At 37.6% G+C, this 15,428-nt stretch carries 12 protein-coding genes, 5 tRNA genes and 1 other annotated feature; of the genes, 12 read left to right on the forward strand and 5 right to left on the reverse strand.

Annotated features, from left to right (window positions below; all coding sequences use genetic code 11):
* Nucleotides 1–2: 2 nt before the first annotated feature.
* The 3 genes from ACLU24_RS04105 to ACLU24_RS04115 are packed head-to-tail and all read right to left on the reverse strand — an operon-like array spanning nt 3 to nt 4,059.
* Nucleotides 3–1,223, reverse strand: a complete 1,221-nt coding sequence (locus tag ACLU24_RS04105; RefSeq protein WP_412610505.1) for an aminoacetone oxidase family FAD-binding enzyme — start codon at nt 1,221–1,223, stop codon at nt 3–5.
* A gap of 2 nt (nt 1,224–1,225) precedes the next feature.
* Complete coding sequence (locus ACLU24_RS04110) at nt 1,226–2,287, reverse strand: hypothetical protein (protein WP_412610506.1); 1,062 nt, start codon at nt 2,285–2,287, stop codon at nt 1,226–1,228.
* A complete protein-coding gene (locus ACLU24_RS04115; RefSeq protein WP_412610507.1) occupies nt 2,284–4,059 on the reverse strand; it encodes an HSP90 family protein in 1,776 nt (591 codons plus the stop codon). Before ACLU24_RS04115 ends, ACLU24_RS04110 begins: the two co-directional genes overlap by 4 nt.
* A gap of 363 nt (nt 4,060–4,422) precedes the next feature.
* On the opposite strand from ACLU24_RS04115, the gene ACLU24_RS04120 reads away from it, so the two are divergent.
* From ACLU24_RS04120 to ACLU24_RS04140, 5 genes are all read left to right on the forward strand, one after another.
* A tRNA-Val gene (locus ACLU24_RS04120) sits at nt 4,423–4,498 on the forward strand.
* Between the two features lie 3 nt (nt 4,499–4,501).
* Nucleotides 4,502–4,578: transfer RNA gene (locus ACLU24_RS04125), tRNA-Asp, on the forward strand.
* Between the two features lie 6 nt (nt 4,579–4,584).
* Nucleotides 4,585–4,660, forward strand: a tRNA-Phe gene (locus ACLU24_RS04130).
* A gap of 5 nt (nt 4,661–4,665) precedes the next feature.
* Nucleotides 4,666–4,741, forward strand: a tRNA-Gly gene (locus ACLU24_RS04135).
* A gap of 79 nt (nt 4,742–4,820) precedes the next feature.
* A tRNA-Cys gene (locus ACLU24_RS04140) sits at nt 4,821–4,894 on the forward strand.
* A 387-nt stretch (nt 4,895–5,281) separates the two neighbouring features.
* Here ACLU24_RS04140 and ACLU24_RS04145 read toward each other — a convergent pair.
* Nucleotides 5,282–5,854 (reverse strand): adaptor protein MecA, encoded by a 573-nt coding sequence (locus ACLU24_RS04145; protein ID WP_412610509.1) that lies wholly within the window; start codon nt 5,852–5,854, stop codon nt 5,282–5,284.
* 175 nt (nt 5,855–6,029) lie between these two features.
* Between ACLU24_RS04145 and ACLU24_RS04150 the strand changes: the two genes are divergently transcribed.
* The 4 genes from ACLU24_RS04150 (at nt 6,030) to ACLU24_RS04165 (ending at nt 8,960) form a co-directional block, all read left to right on the forward strand.
* Nucleotides 6,030–6,692: an HAD family hydrolase gene (locus ACLU24_RS04150; protein ID WP_412610510.1), complete on the forward strand. Its 663-nt coding sequence runs from the start codon at nt 6,030–6,032 to the stop codon at nt 6,690–6,692.
* On the forward strand, nt 6,689–7,780 hold the full coding sequence (locus ACLU24_RS04155) for a DUF3810 domain-containing protein (protein WP_412610512.1): 1,092 nt from the start codon (nt 6,689–6,691) through the stop codon (nt 7,778–7,780). Before ACLU24_RS04150 ends, ACLU24_RS04155 begins: the two co-directional genes overlap by 4 nt.
* 18 nt (nt 7,781–7,798) lie before the next feature.
* The gene (locus tag ACLU24_RS04160; RefSeq protein ID WP_412610514.1) at nt 7,799–8,290 is read left to right on the forward strand and encodes a GNAT family N-acetyltransferase; all 492 of its coding nucleotides are present in this window, start codon (nt 7,799–7,801) and stop codon (nt 8,288–8,290) included.
* A 91-nt stretch (nt 8,291–8,381) separates the two neighbouring features.
* On the forward strand, nt 8,382–8,960 hold the full coding sequence (locus ACLU24_RS04165; protein ID WP_412610515.1) for a helix-turn-helix domain-containing protein: 579 nt from the start codon (nt 8,382–8,384) through the stop codon (nt 8,958–8,960).
* Here the strand turns inward: ACLU24_RS04165 and ACLU24_RS04170 are convergent.
* Nucleotides 8,950–10,293 (reverse strand): alanine/glycine:cation symporter family protein, encoded by a 1,344-nt coding sequence (locus tag ACLU24_RS04170; protein ID WP_412610516.1) that lies wholly within the window; start codon nt 10,291–10,293, stop codon nt 8,950–8,952. The two genes, ACLU24_RS04165 and ACLU24_RS04170, sit on opposite strands and share 11 nt — an antisense overlap.
* A 195-nt stretch (nt 10,294–10,488) precedes the next feature.
* On the opposite strand from ACLU24_RS04170, the gene ACLU24_RS04175 reads away from it, so the two are divergent.
* The 3 genes from ACLU24_RS04175 to pheT all read left to right on the forward strand — a co-directional run bounded on the left by ACLU24_RS04175 (nt 10,489) and on the right by pheT (nt 15,382).
* Nucleotides 10,489–11,370 (forward strand): NADAR family protein, encoded by an 882-nt coding sequence (locus ACLU24_RS04175; RefSeq protein ID WP_412610518.1) that lies wholly within the window; start codon nt 10,489–10,491, stop codon nt 11,368–11,370.
* 56 nt (nt 11,371–11,426) lie between these two features.
* Nucleotides 11,427–11,667: a binding site (T-box leader), on the forward strand.
* Nucleotides 11,668–11,955: 288 nt separating this feature from the next.
* The gene (pheS, locus tag ACLU24_RS04180) at nt 11,956–12,975 is read left to right on the forward strand and encodes a phenylalanine--tRNA ligase subunit alpha (protein ID WP_022263633.1); all 1,020 of its coding nucleotides are present in this window, start codon (nt 11,956–11,958) and stop codon (nt 12,973–12,975) included.
* Between the two features lie 13 nt (nt 12,976–12,988).
* Nucleotides 12,989–15,382 (forward strand): phenylalanine--tRNA ligase subunit beta, encoded by a 2,394-nt coding sequence (gene pheT / locus ACLU24_RS04185; RefSeq protein ID WP_412610519.1) that lies wholly within the window; start codon nt 12,989–12,991, stop codon nt 15,380–15,382.
* Nucleotides 15,383–15,428 lie beyond the last annotated feature (46 nt).

A 15,428-nucleotide genomic window follows, 5' to 3' on the forward strand; every position in this document is an offset into this window, starting at 1 on the left:
GCTTAAATTTCTGCACAAAGCATACCGCTTGCCCACGCAAAGGATAGATTATAGCCTCCGCAATCGCCGTCAATATCTAATATTTCACCACAGAATTTTATTCGCTTATCTGATTTTAATGCAAGCGATTTTACATCAATTTCTTTGCTTGTGATACCGCCTGCTGTAACTTGTGCAGTAGCGTTATTGTCAGATTTTATAGGCATGAAATCCATTCTTGAGAGAATATTCGCAAGACGCTTGATTGCGCTGTCGTTTATCGACTTTATATTAATTTTCTTTGCGATATAATTTGCTAATTTCTCATCAAGGATTCCTGCAAGAAGTTCTTTACAATCGGCTTTCGGAAAGGCTTTTCGGCGATTTTGCAAGGTTGAGATTATTTCCGAGAAGGGATATTCGGGCATAAGATTAAGCTCAATTCTGATATTTTCACAGATGTTGCCGTTGACAGTGCCGAGCTTGAAAAATTCTCCAGCATATCTTGAAATATTAAAAACGCATATTCCTGAAAGTGATTTATCGGTGAATTGAATTTCGCCGTCCTCACTGTGAATTATTTGCTTATCGGCAAGAAATTTAACATTTCCACGAACACGAACACCTTTAAGCATTGAAATATTTTCAGAAACGGCAACGCTTGTAAGTGACGGAAAGAGTGGGGAATAACTTACACCGATTTTCCCGAGAAGTTCGTAGCCAAGGTTACTGCCTAAGCCCTTATTGGCTCGTGAACCACAGGCAATTATTACGCTTGAGGCTGAAATTTTACGGCTTTCGGAGATGATTTCAAGCTTGTCCTTATGACGCTTTATATCAAGAACAGTAAAATCGGTTATAATTTCAATTCCGTACTGCTTACAGGCAAGTAATAGCGTTGAAAGCACAGTATCAGCTCGGTTTGAGTATGGATAAACTCTACCCATAGAATCGGTTCTTATGAGAAGTCCGAGAGATGAGAAAAATTCTGATATTTCTTTATAGCCAAAGCGAGAAAAAACGCTTTCTGCGATTTTAATGTCGCCGTGAAAACTTGAAAGCGAAATATTCTCATTCATAAGATTACAGCGACCGTTTCCGGTAGCAAGTAGCTTTCTGCCGACCTTTTGACTGCGTTCAAGAACGGTTATTTTACCTGATAAACCTTTTTTTCTGATATTTCTTGCGGCACATATTGCGGAACAAAGACCACTTGCACCACCGCCGATTATTGCAATATCCATATTTACTCCATAGCGTAGTTGTATTCTTTCATATAGAAATCACTTTCGTTTCGCTTGTCAAATTTGTTGATTAAATCAAGAGCTTTGCTCTGATAATATTCAGCAAGAACCTTTGTACTGTAAATGCCGTCAGCTTTATAAAGCTTGAATTTTTCAGGGAGTTTTAGCTTAACTTCATCTTTTTTCTGTGCAAGCTTTGTAAATACTGCCGCCGCACCCACATAAAACTTCATATTTGAATGAGAGTTTTTGGAATCAAATTCCCAAGCTAAATGATTTTCAAAGAGTTTTACACCTTTAGTTAAATCTGTTTTTGAATAAAGTTTAAGCATATCACCTATAACAAACAGATAGGTGCTGTCTTTTGAAATCCTGCGGTAGCATTTTTTACGATATTCTTCAGCTTTTTCAAATTCGCCAAGCTCATAGTAACGGTACATAATATTTTTATATGTAATATCAGGTATTTCAGCACAACTTACTTGTCCTGAAAGTATAGGATAAGCTGTTTCTAAAGCTCTTTCCATAGAGGCTGTATTAAGTTCGTATTCAACCATTGTATCTAATTCACAGGCATAGCAATCGGCTAATTCGTCACGCTTTGCAAGAATAAATTGCTGATATGCTTTCTTGGCGGCTTGTTTATCGCAGGCTTCTTCAAAGCGGTAGAGATTTTCATAGTAAGGTCTTAGGGAATAACCGTATCTTTCACAACGCTTTCTAAATTCGGCGAAAAGTTCATAAACCTTTGCTTTCGAAACTTGGTAAAAGTCTTCACAGTCTGAAAGAATCCACTTAAATTCCCACATATAGTCATGTTTGTACTCGTCAAGCCTTTCTTCGTGTTCATCGAAAATCTTTATCATTTCCGGAAATGTAAGAAAAGCTTGAAAACTGTCGCCATAAAGCTCGCTTTCACTCATAAGGTCACTTCTAAAAATATACATAAATTCATAATCTTTTTCAGCATCAGCAAGTGCAATAGCATTTTTAATAGCCTGTAAGCGTTGTTCACCATGCGGCAAGTTTTCATATCGTTTTTGTATTTCAAATCCATCAATCATTTTAATATACCTCCGTTTATAAGTCCTTCGATACTCTTATTCATAATTGTAATCTCGTTATTTCTGAGCGGATAATGTCCAAGCAATAATGATTGAACATAAAGTATCTTAATAATATTTGTAAGTTGAGCTTTGCTTATATTTTTGAGATTTTGTATGAGAGTATTTTCGGTATTGAATACAAGCGTAGTGGTGTGGTTATCGTCAATTTCGTCTGCAAAAGCGTCATAAATATCTGCAAAAAGTGAATCGCTGTTTTCTTTTGCGTGGAGAATTTGTCTGAAAAGTTCTGCCTGCTCGTCCATAACATAAAGAGCATAAAGCTCATGAGGCTGAAATGCTTTGATTTCCGCTTGGCAATCAAAGTCTTCAAGTGTTTCATTGGCAATATCAAGAAAGTTGTGGTATTCACTATACTCTGATTGTGGAATATCTTCAAGAGTCTGCATGAAAACTTCTTCATCAAGTTCTGCCGCATTAAGCTCATATTCCTCAATCAGCTTGATTATAAGCCTATCATCATAGACATAGCCAGCATTGACCAAAAGGTTGTTTTGTGCAGAAAATATCGGTGAATACTGCTTGAATTTATCTGTTTGAAAGGAGAATGTGAAAGGCTCATCTAAATTTCTTATCTGAGAACCCGTCATAATTCCAGAAGTTGTTTCAAACTCAAGATAGTCTATAAAGATATTGAAAAGCTCGTCATTGTCGATAGCCATGCTCTTTATAGCAAGGTTATGTATGGAAACCATTTTTCTTAATATATCGGGTTTTGTCTTGGAAAGGCTTATAAGATAACTTTCGATACATTCTCCAATTTCTTCTTTTGCAGCTTCGAGAGCATCTTCTTCGTAGAAATCTTCACGAGATGCTGTCGGACGCAGAGAATTTGTGTTTATAAAGCATCTTACAAAAAATGCCCATTCCGGCAAAAGCGTACTGCCGTTTTCGGTGAGGAGCATATGCTTGAGATAGATTCTATGGCTGTTCTTTGCCGTGGCGGCTATTCTATATGGAAGAATATATGCAACACCACTGAAAAGCCCTGTAGGGGAATTTAATGGGATATAATCCATAAATTCAATGCCAAAAAGGTCCTTGCCGAATGACATTATGGAATCGTGCATATCGCTATTGTAGTCAACAACAGTATTTATGCGTTGAGAGCCTTCTTCGGTTTTGAGCATAATAGGGAATGGAAGCGGAAGTCCGTAATATCTTACAAGTTCGATAATTCTACCAGCCTCAAAGTATTCTTCGGAATTTTTATTTAAAGCTATATAGAAAGAAGTTCCTTCAGGACAGCTTTCAAGACGATTTATCTTATAAATGCCATCGGGAGTACCTATCCATTCAAGATATTCGCCAGTTTTGGCAGAATGTGTTGTTAAACGGATTTCATTTGTAACCATAAAGCAAGAGAGCAAACCTATTCCGAAACGACCGATAAATTCTTCGGAGATTTTTCCTGTGATAATATCACGCTTTGAGGATTGTCCGATAACAGCTAAAAACTGGTTTATTTCATCATATGAAAGTCCTATACCGTTATCGCTGAATATAATAGTTTTCTTGCCGTTTATAATTTTAGGCTCAATAGTGATTTTGCCGTTGTTGAATTTTTTATCAAAAAGTTTTCTTGCGGAAATTGCATCTGTACCGTTTTGAAGAAGTTCACGAATGAAAACATCCGGCGAACTGTAAAGATGGTTGGAGAGTATATCAATCATACCACGCAGATTGACCTTGAATCTGTTTTCTTCTGACATAAATATCACTCCTAAAAATAGATATAATAAGGATATCACAGTAAGGATAGTGTAAAATTCTTATATAGAATAATTCTTATGCGATGCAACTTTAATTTTCTAATCTTACTTTTAAAATCGGAATAGCAATATTTGTCTTAAGTATCTTAAAATAAGATGTAAAACTATTTATTTGAAAATTTCAGAAGATTTTTGAAAAAAATCTTAAAAATATAATTCCTGAAAACCTCATAAAATAGGGGTTTTTAGATTTTTTAAAAAAATTTTTAAAAAAATTTAAAAAAAGTGTTGACATTCTGATGGGGTTGTGATAATATAATACCTGTCGCTGGCGAGAACGCCAGATGACAAACCCAGACAGATGGGAGCATAGCTCAGCTGGGAGAGCACCTGCCTTACAAGCAGGGGGTCACAGGTTCGAGCCCTGTTGTTCCCACCATTTGGCCCGGTAGTTCAGTTGGTTAGAACGCTAGCCTGTCACGCTAGAGGTCGTCGGTTCGAACCCGATCCGGGTCGCCAAAATTTGCCTCTGTAGCTCAGTCGGTAGAGCAGGGGACTGAAAATCCCCGTGTCGGTGGTTCGATTCCGCCCGAAGGCACCATATCTGCGGATGTAGCTCATCTGGTAGAGCGCCACCTTGCCAAGGTGGAGGTAGCGAGTTCGAGCCTCGTCATCCGCTCCAGTTCTAAACGGAATGTTTAATACATATATTTTATTAAGCTTCCGAAAGGTGCTTAGAAAGTTAAGCACCTTTTTTATTCGGTGCCATAGCCAAGCGGTAAGGCGTGGGTCTGCAAAACCCTGATCCCCAGTTCAAATCTGGGTGGCACCTCCAAGTTAAAATCCCGAACGCTTATGCGTTCGGGATTTTTTGTGCTTGTTTTTTAAATTTGAGTTAGATGTTGGTTTATAAAAACTTTGAAAAAGCTCAAGTGAAATTTTTGAGTGTCTTAGAGAAATTTTGAAACTAAACGGTAGTTTAGTCCTACGCGTGTGTAGACTTCCCATACTCACTACGAGCGAGACTTGTCGAGCGATTACGCGTCTTGTCCTGTGCGGTCACGCACCGCGTCTTGGGGGCGGCGGCTCGCCGCCTTGAGTGAAACTTTTAATTTAAAAACTTCGACGCGAATAGTTAAGCGCTAATTTAACGAAAAAGCGGAACGCGTCTTGACTGCGGAGGCACTCCGCCTTGAGCGAAACTTTTAAGTTTTATGAGTGATTACTTTTTGACAAGGGCTTTGCCGATTTTTTCGATAGCCGTATCTTTTGTGATAATTTTGCCATATTCTCTTAACTTGGATATGGTTAAGTTTCCTCCTGAAATTTTTTCACCGTATTCATATAGAAAGGATTCAAGCTTGCGTGAAATTCCTCGAACAGGTTTTATTATTAAAAAATATCGAGAACCGTATTTATATAAATCTGAATGAATATATTGTATTTTTGCTTTATAGACAACAGAAATACACCGAAGCATATCTTCGGCTTCTATGAATCCTATTATTATTGGACGAGCGTTTTTGATTTTATATATCTTCCTTTTGTGAGCTTTCTGCGTCAGAGTGATAAGAAAAAGACAGCCGTTTATATACGGAATGGCCTCTATAAGCATTTTTTTGTTTTTTACGGAAATTCCTGTTTCTTTACTTGCAAATTTTAATAATCGCTGTATCATTTCTTTTACATGAGGGTCGGAAAGTGTCATACTTTCAAATTCAAGTGAAAAGGATTTCATATCATCGTCACAGAGTGCAATAAGTATTCGATTGTTATCTATCTGTTCAATAGTCATATCAAGCACCACCGTAGTTTTTATCTCTATAATATAATATTAGATAGACAGGCAGTGTGCAAGTGGATATTTAAGGTTGTAAATCATTACCTTGATATATAATTGAACCTCATATTGACAGCAAGGGGATAATGTTGATAAAATTATTTTATAGATGATTTCAGGGGGAGAGATAATGTTGAATAAAGGTGCAATTTTTGATATGGACGGTTTGATGATAGATTCTGAAAAAATCGTGTTTATGGGATATGAATTCGCTATGAATAAGTTTGGTTATAGTAAGAAAATTCTTGATTTGGCTAAGAGTTGTATCGGACTTACATATGATGATACATGCAGAAAATTTAATGAAGAAATGGGCAAAGGTTTTGATTATGACAGTTTTAAACCTAATGTTTCTGAATTTGTACATAATTATTTCAAAACAAATGGAGTTCCTGTAAAGAAAGGGCTTTTTGAGCTTTTGGAGGCTTTAAAGCAAGAGGGTTACAGACTTTGTGTTGCAACCTCTACAAGAGCATCTACGGCAAAAGAAGAGCTTATTGACGCAGGAATACTTTCGCACTTTGAAGACTTAGTCGGAGGAGATAGCATAAAGAACGGAAAGCCTGCACCTGATATATTCCTTGAGGCGGCAAGAAGAATTTCTGTTGAGCCTGAAAACTGTATTGTATTTGAGGATTCTATAAATGGAATTAAGGCGGCTTATAATGCCGGAATGAAGCCTATTATGGTGCCTGATATGGTAGAGCCGACAGATGAAATTCTTCCTATGATTTATAGGCGTTTTAATAGTCTTGATGAGGCTATTCCGCTTATTAAGGGTGAATTGAAGTGAAAATCTTAAAAGCTATTTTCGGCTATAAGAGATTATTTATTGTATTACTTACTCCGATAGCCTTTATTTTGATTTTAATTGCAAAAAATAATTCCGCCTTTGCAGAATGGTATACAGTTAATATTTATCATTATATATCTTTGTTTTGGAACTTTCTTTCATCGTTATTACCGTTTTCACTTGCGGAAATTATAGTGATTATGCTTATTCCGCTTGCATTAACTTACATAATGGTTTCCATTGTGAAAATTGTAAGGAAAAAGGGAAGTAGGGGAAAAACAGCATATAAAGCATTTTTGAATGTTGTCTGTGCAGTGAGTCTTGTATTTTTTCTGTTTATAACGAATTTTGGGATTTGCTATTACAGAAACACTTTTGCGGAAACAAACGGCATAGCAATTTGTGAATCTACTGTTGATGAGCTTTATTCTTTATGCGTAGACCTTGCAAAAAGTGCATCTAAGGCTCGTGAAAATCTTTCTGAAAATGATGGAATTATGACGCTTACAAGCTTAAATGAATCAAAGACTGAAACTCAAAAAGCTATGAACAGCTTATATGAAAAATATCCGACTATTTTTGGCGGATATTCAAAAACAAAATCTGTTATGCTCTCTGAATTGATGTCATATACTCAGATAACGGGAGTCTTTTTTCCATTCACATTTGAGGCTAATGTAAATGTAGCTGTGCCTGAATTTAGTATACCGGCAACAATGTGCCACGAGCTTTCACATCTAAGAGGTTTTGCGAGAGAGGACGAGGCTAATTTTATAGCTTATCTTGCTTGCATAAACAGCGATAATGCAGAGGTGCAATATTCGGGATATATGCTTGCTTTTATTCATTCGGTAAATGCTTTGTATAGTTCTGACATAGAAAAATATCAGGAAGTTTTCAGTTATTTAAGTGACAAGGTTCAAGCTGATTTGAATGCAAATAACGAATATTGGGCTAAGTATGAAACACCTGTTGCTGAGGCGGCATCAAGCATAAATGATTCATATCTTAAAGCTAATTCTCAAGATGACGGAACTAAAAGCTATGGTAGAATGGTAGATTTACTTTTGGCTTATTCGAGAAAATAACAGAAAGGAAGGTTTTGAATGAATATAGAAATAAGGGAATATAGAAAAGAAGATGTTTCTGATTCAATAAAAATATGGAATAAGGTTGTTGATGACGGAATGGCTTTTCCACAGACAGAACCCCTTGATGAAATTGATGGAGATAAGTTCTTTTCTTCGCAATCATTTACAGGTATCGCATATGATACTGAAAGCGGAAATATAGTAGGACTTTATATTTTACACCCTAATAATATAGGACGCTGCGGACATATCTGCAACGCAAGCTATGCTGTGAAATCTGATTTAAGAGGGTATCATATAGGAGAAAAGCTTGTTAGTCATTCTCTTTCTAAAGCTAAAGAACTTGGTTTTAGAATTATGCAGTTTAATGCTGTTGTTGAAAGCAATACATATGCATTAAAACTATATAAAAAGCTCGGTTTTATTCAGCTTGGAGTTATTCCTAAAGGTTTTCTTAATAAAAACGGAAAGTATGAAAATATCATATTGCATTATATAGAATTATAACCTTTGCTGAGCCGTTTTCAATTCTACTTTTAGTAGGTTGTCTGCTTGTATTTTCTGATGTATGATTTAGTCAACAAAAGGAGTTGATTTTATGAATTATATTACAGGAAATATTATTAAAAATCTTAGAGAACAAAAAGGTATTACTCAAAAAGAACTTGCAGACAAACTTTGCGTCAGTGACAAAACTGTATCAAAATGGGAAACAAACAGAGGCTTGCCGGATATAAGCGTTATTGCGGAATTGGCTGAGGCTTTGAATGTTTCGGTTACAGAATTATTTACCGGAAACATAGCTAAAAATAATAATCGTTCTGCGAATATTATGAAATCGGAAATTTATGTTTGCCCCTTGTGTGGAAATGTTATTTACTCTTTTGGAGAGGGGAGTTTTAGCTGTTGTGGAATTTCCTTGCCAAAGCTTGAAGTTGAAGATGATTCAAAGCATATAATTTCAGTCCAGATTGCAGACGGCGAATATTATATTACTGTTAATCATGAAATGAGTAAGGAACACTACATTTCATTTATTGCATATTTTTCAGGGAATTCTATGCAGATAGAGAAGCTTTATCCTGAGCAAAATGCTGAATGTCGTTTCAGAATGAACGGTCATGGGATTATTTATGCTTATTGCAACAGAGATGGTTTATTTATGGTTAAAGTCTGAGTCGGTATTTATCATACTCTTTTTTGACTACACCGGAAAGCAAGACAATGGCAATCATATTTGGTATAGCCATAAGTCCGTTGAAAGTATCGGAAATTTCCCAAACAAGATTGAGGTTGATTATACAACCAACGAAAGTAATAAGGGTATAGGCGATTCTATATGAGCTGATAAAGCGTCCATTTGTCAGATATTCAACAGAGCGTTCACCGAAATATGACCACGAGACAAGTGTCGCTACTCCGAAAAGAGTTATTGAAAGCGACATAAAGTATTTTCCGAAATCGCCGAAAACGCTTTCAAAACAGTAGGAGCTTACTGCAACTGCATCAAGATTTGTTTTGTGCGAGCCTGTACAGATTATACACAGAGCCATAAGCGTACACAAAACAATCGTATCAACAAAAACCTGAAATATGCCCCACATTCCTTGTTTGCATGGATTATCTGTATCGGCGGCGGCGTGAACTATCGGCGAGCTTCCTAAACCTGCTTCATTAGAAAATACGCCCCTTGATATTCCGTATTTCAAGGCTCTTGACATTCCGTAACCCATAAAGCCACCAGCCATAGAGCTTATATCAAAGGCCGATGAAAAAATTTCCCCGAACGCTTCGGGGATTTTTTTTATGTTTATGAATACAACAATCAATGCTCCCAGAGTATAGAGAATTGCCATAAAAGGCACTATTTTTGCCGTAAATGACGATATTCTTTCTATACCGCCAAATATTACAACTCCGACTAAGGCGGTAAGAAATGCTCCTGTTACAACAGGTGAAACATCAAAGCCGATCTCCAATGCTCCTGCGACAGCGTTGGATTGAGTCATATTTCCCATTCCGAGAGAGGCTAATGTACAGGCTATTGCAAAAATAGCCGCAAGCCATTTGCAGTGAAGTCCGTTTTTTATGTAGTACATAGGTCCGCCGACATATTTACCGTTTCGTGTTTCACGATATTTTACGCCGAGAACATTTTCGGCAAATATGGTTGCCATACCGAAAATGCTTGAAATCCACATCCAGAATACAGCTCCTGCACCGCCAAGTGCAATAGCACTTGCTACACCGACGATATTGCCTGTACCTATTGCACCTGCAAGAGCGGTTGCCATTGCTCGAAATGGTGTTATTTTGCCTTTTTCGGCGGATTTATTTTCTTTGGAAAAAAGTGAGCCGATAGTTTCTTTCCACCAAAGTTTGAATTTAGTTATTTGTAAAAAGCCAAGTCTGAATGAAAAAAATATTCCAATTAAAAGTAATGCGACTAAGGCAACAGGTCCCCACACAACCGAATTTATAGTATGGTTTATTTTTACGATAAATTCCACGAACTCACCTTCCGCAAAGCATTTATAATTTATATGCTTGTATATGGGGGAGTATGTTGTTATTTTTATGGATTAGATAAATATCCTCCTTATTGTAAATGCTTTGTTTTAATGCTATAATAACATCGAGCTGAAGCTTATATTCTTTGTAATACAAACTGATGACAGCATAAATTGAAATCAGGTGGAAAAACTATGCAGGAAAAGAAACTTATGCCACCGCTTTGGATGGCTTATCCTTATATGGAAAGATATTCTATAGGTTGGCGAATGGGTTCTGGAGAAGAGTATAGGTATAATATCTATGATTGGTTTGAAACTCTTTCGCCAAGTGAACAGAATGAATATATGGAACTATTTCCTGAGCCGAAAAGCTGGTGTGGATTTTGGGACGAATTTTTAGAAAGAGATTATGACGAATTTAAGGTTGAAAAACTATTCTATTTTCATAATGATTTTTCAACTCATTTTTGGCAAGAAAACGGAAAACCGCTATATGATATTGATTGGCTGAGAAAGAAATATAAAAGCGGTGAAAAAACTGAATTTGTTTTCTTTTGGGGACATAGACCGTCTAAAAACGGTATTACAAAATCTTGTTTTAGTCAGTGGTGGAAATCTGAATTTTGTGAGGAGCATTATAAATATTGTTGTATGGAACAATATATGATGTCCAAAAAAGCTTTGCTTTTTGATGATAAGGAAGTTTTTGAGCAAATTATGGCTTCTGATGAACCAAATGAAATAAAATCTCTTGGCAGAAAAATTCGTAATTTTGATGAAAAAATATGGAATGATGTAAAATATAGCATTGTTCTGAATGGTAATTATCTTAAATTTACTCAGAATAGAAATCTTATGAATTTTCTGTTGAGTACAGGTGATAAGATTCTTGTTGAAGCAAGTCCTTTTGATAAAATTTGGGGCATTGGTATGAGTGAAAATGATGAGCGAATAAATAATCCTGATGAATGGCAGGGTGAAAATCTTCTTGGCTTTGCTTTGACAGAAGTAAGAGAGGAAATTAAGTCCGTTTATGCAAATGAAGGCTTGGTTGATTATTCGTTTGTAAAATAGCTGAAATATGTTATCAAATTCCTTGCAAGTTTTTATTTTTTATGATATAATCTACTATAAACGCAATGACGAAGAGAGTAGTCTGTTTATATGCAGTCTAAAGAGAGAAATTGTCGAGGGCTGAAAGCAATTTTGTCTGTGAAATGAGATGAAGTTCACTTCCGAGCGGTACTGCTGAAATGCTTATGCAGATTAGGTGGTAACGGAGAAAAGCACCGTTAAAGGCATAATGAGAGTTTGCATATTGCAAAAACAAGGGTGGTACCACGGAAGATTATCTATGCTTTCGTCCCTGACACTAAAAAGTCAGGAACGAAAGCATTTTTTGTGTGGCGGCGGCGAGCCGCCGCACCCGAGACGCGGAATCGGTTTTGCAAGCAAAACCTCAACATTGATATTAAGAAGATTGTTGACGCGGTCGAAGTAACTACCGGACAGGCGAACGAAGTTCGCTCCTACATTTCTTCCTATAAGACAGTTAAAAGTTTCGCGCAAGCCTTTTCAAAGGCTTGCGGTTTCCAAAGGCAGAACCTTTGGTGGGTTTTAAGGGCAAAGCCCTTAATATAAATTTTTGAGGTGAAAAGTATGAAAGAACAGCTTGAAAACATCAGGCAACAGGCACAAGAAGAACTTGCAAAGGCGAGTTCAAAGCAAGAGCTTGAGGCTCTTCGAGTAAAATATCTCGGAAAGAAAGGCGAACTCACAGCTATTCTAAAGCAAATGGGTAAGCTTTCTCCTGAGGAACGTCCGGTAATAGGACAGCTTGCAAATGAAGTAAGAGAAAATATAACACAGCTTCTTGAATCTGCACAGGCTGACATCAAAACTAAGGAAAGAAATGCAAAGCTTGCAGCAGAAAAGCTTGACGTTACACTTCCGGGAAAGAAACATGAGCTTGGCAATAAGCACCCACTTTCTATTGTTCTTGATGAGATTAAGGAAATCTTTGTCGGAATGGGATTTGATATTGTTGATGGTCCAGAGGTTGAGTATGATTACTATAACTTCGAGGCGTTGAATATTCCAAAGGACCACCCGGCTCGTGATACTCAGGATACATTCTATATCAATGATAATATTGTTCTCAGAACACAGACATCACCTGTTCAGATTCGTGTTATGGAAAAGCAAAAGCCTCCTATTCGTATAATCTCTCCGGGTAGAGTTTATCGTTCTGATGCAGTTGATGCAACACATTCACCTCTTTTCCATCAGATTGAGGGACTTGTTGTTGATAAGGGTATTACCTTTGCTGACCTCAAGGGTACGCTTGAAACATTCGTAAAGCGTCTTTATGGTGAGGATTCAGTTGTTCGTTTCCGTCCGCATCACTTCCCGTTTACAGAGCCTTCTGCCGAAGTTGATGTTCAGTGCTTTAACTGTAAGGGTGCCGGCTGTCGTCTTTGCAAGAACGAGGGTTGGATTGAAATTCTCGGTTGTGGAATGGTTCACCCTAAGGTTCTCGAAAACTGCAACATTGATCCTGAGGAATATACAGGCTTTGCACTTGGTCTTGGTCTTGAGAGAGTTGCAATGCGTCGTTATAATATTGATGATATGCGTCTTTTCTATGAAAATGATGTAAGATTCCTGTCGCAGTTCTAAGGAGGTATAAGAAATGAATTTATCTATGAGATGGCTTCGTGAGTTCGTTGACATTGATGAAGATATCAATATGAGAGAATTTTCCGAAGCAATTACAATGAGCGGTTCTAAGGTTGAGAGCTTTGAAAAGGAAGGCTCTGAACTTAAAAATATAGTTGTTGGTCGAGTTCTTTCAACTGAAAAGCACCCTGATGCGGACAGACTTACAGTCTGCAAGGTTGATGTTGGCGAGGCTGAGACTATTCAGATAGTTACAGCCGCAACGAATGTTGTTCCTGATGCGCTTGTACCTGTCGCAAAGGATAATTCTGTTGTCCATAGCGGTCAGAAGATTAAGAAAGGCAAGCTTCGTGGAGTATTGAGCCAAGGTATGTTCTGTTCTGTTGCAGAGCTTGGAGTAACTGTTCATGATTTCCCTTATGCTATTGAGGACGGCATTTTCCTTATTCAAGAGGATTGCAAGGTCGGCGATGATATCAGAGATGCAATAGGTCTTAATGATACAAAGGTTGAGTTTGAAATTACTTCAAACCGTCCCGATTGTTTCTCTGTTATTGGTCTTGCAAGAGAGGCTGCCGCTACTTATAATAAGCCACTCAAGCTTCATACACCTGTCGTAAAGGGTATCGGCGAAAGCTGTGAGGGTATGCTCGATGTTAAGATTGAAAACAAAGAGCTTTGCAAGATGTATAGTGCAAAAATTGTTAAGAATGTAAGAGTAAAGCCATCGCCACGCTGGCTTCGTGAAAGACTTCGTGCTATGGGAGTTCGTCCTATTAACAATATCGTTGATATTACCAACTATGTTATGCTTGAGTATGGTCAACCTATGCACGCTTTTGACTTGCGTTTTGTTGATGGCGCTAAAATCCGTATAAGAAATGCAAAAGCAGGGGAAACTATTACAACTCTTGACGGAATTGAGCGTAAGCTTTCTGAAAAAAATCTTATTATAGCTGATGAAAATAAGCCTATCGCTATTGCCGGCGTTATGGGTGGAGAGTTCAGCGGAATTGTTGATGATACAAACACTATCGTTTTCGAGTCTGCTAACTTTGACGGCGCCTCTGTCCGTCTTACAGCTAAAGAGCATGGTATGAGAACAGACGCTTCCTCACGCTACGAAAAGGGACTTGACCCGAATAATTGCTTGCCTGTACTTCAGAGAGCTTGTGAGCTTGTAGAGCTTCTTGACGCAGGAGATGTATATGACGGAGAGATTATCGACTTTGCCGGTGAATCTATCGACAAGATAAATGTAAGAAAGAGAATTGCTCTTGAGCCTGATTGGATTAACTCATTCCTTGATACAAAGCTTTCTGTTGACGAAATGAAGGCTATTCTTACAAAGCTTGAATGTGAATTTGACGGAGAAGATGTTCTTCCACCAACATTCAGACCTGACCTCCAGCATAAAGCTGATATTGCAGAGGAAATTGCTCGTTTCGTAGGTTATAACACAATTCCATCAACTTCTATAAGTGGTGGTGCTCAGGGTAAGTATACAGCTCGTCAAAAGTTTGATAGCAAGATTGCAGCAACAATGCTTGCTCTTGGTTTGAGCGAGATTATGACATATTCTTTCGTAAGCCCTAAGTATTATGATAAGATTCTTATGCCAAAGGACAGCGAACTTCGCCGTTCAGTTGTTATAACAAATCCGCTTGGTGAGGATACAAGCGTAATGCGTACAACTGCACTTCCTTCAATTCTCGAAATTCTCGCAAAGAACTATAACAACAGAAATGAAAAGGCTTATCTCTACGAGCTTGCTCGTGAGTATATTCCTATAACAGACGATAAGCTTCCTATCGAAAAGAATAAGCTTATCGGCGGTTTCTATGGCTTGTCTGATTTCTTTGAGTTAAAGGGTATTGTAGAGGAAACTCTCGACAGACTTTCAATCTATGATTATGATGTAGAGGCTTCTGCTGATGAATTTGCATATCACCCTGGTCGTTGTGCAGTTCTTACTATTGACGGCGAAAGAATTGGTGTATTCGGCGAACTTCACCCACAAGTAGCTGAAAACTATGGTATCGGTGAGAGAGTTTATGCTTTCGAGCTTGAGGCTGATTTACTCTTTAAGTATACAAAGTCTGAAAAGCAATATACTCCACTTCCTAAGTTCCCTGCTGTAACAAGAGATATTGCGGTTATATGCGATGAAAATATCCCTGTTCTTACACTCGAAAAGGCTATGAAGAAGTCAGCCGGCTCTACTCTCGAATCTGTTAAGCTCTTTGACGTATATCAAGGTGAACAGATTGAAAAGGGTAAGAAGAATGTTGCATTCAGAATCACAATGCGTTCTCATAACGAAACCCTTACAGATGAACACGCTAACAGCACTATGAAGAAGATTATGAAGGCTCTTGAAAATGAGGGTGCAGTTCTTAGAGCATAATGCACAATATATTGGTCATTTTAGTGTCAAATTTACAATTTGTACT

It is taken from the genome of Pseudoruminococcus sp., from assembly GCF_047012705.1.
GTDB lineage: Bacteria > Bacillota > Clostridia > Oscillospirales > Acutalibacteraceae > Pseudoruminococcus.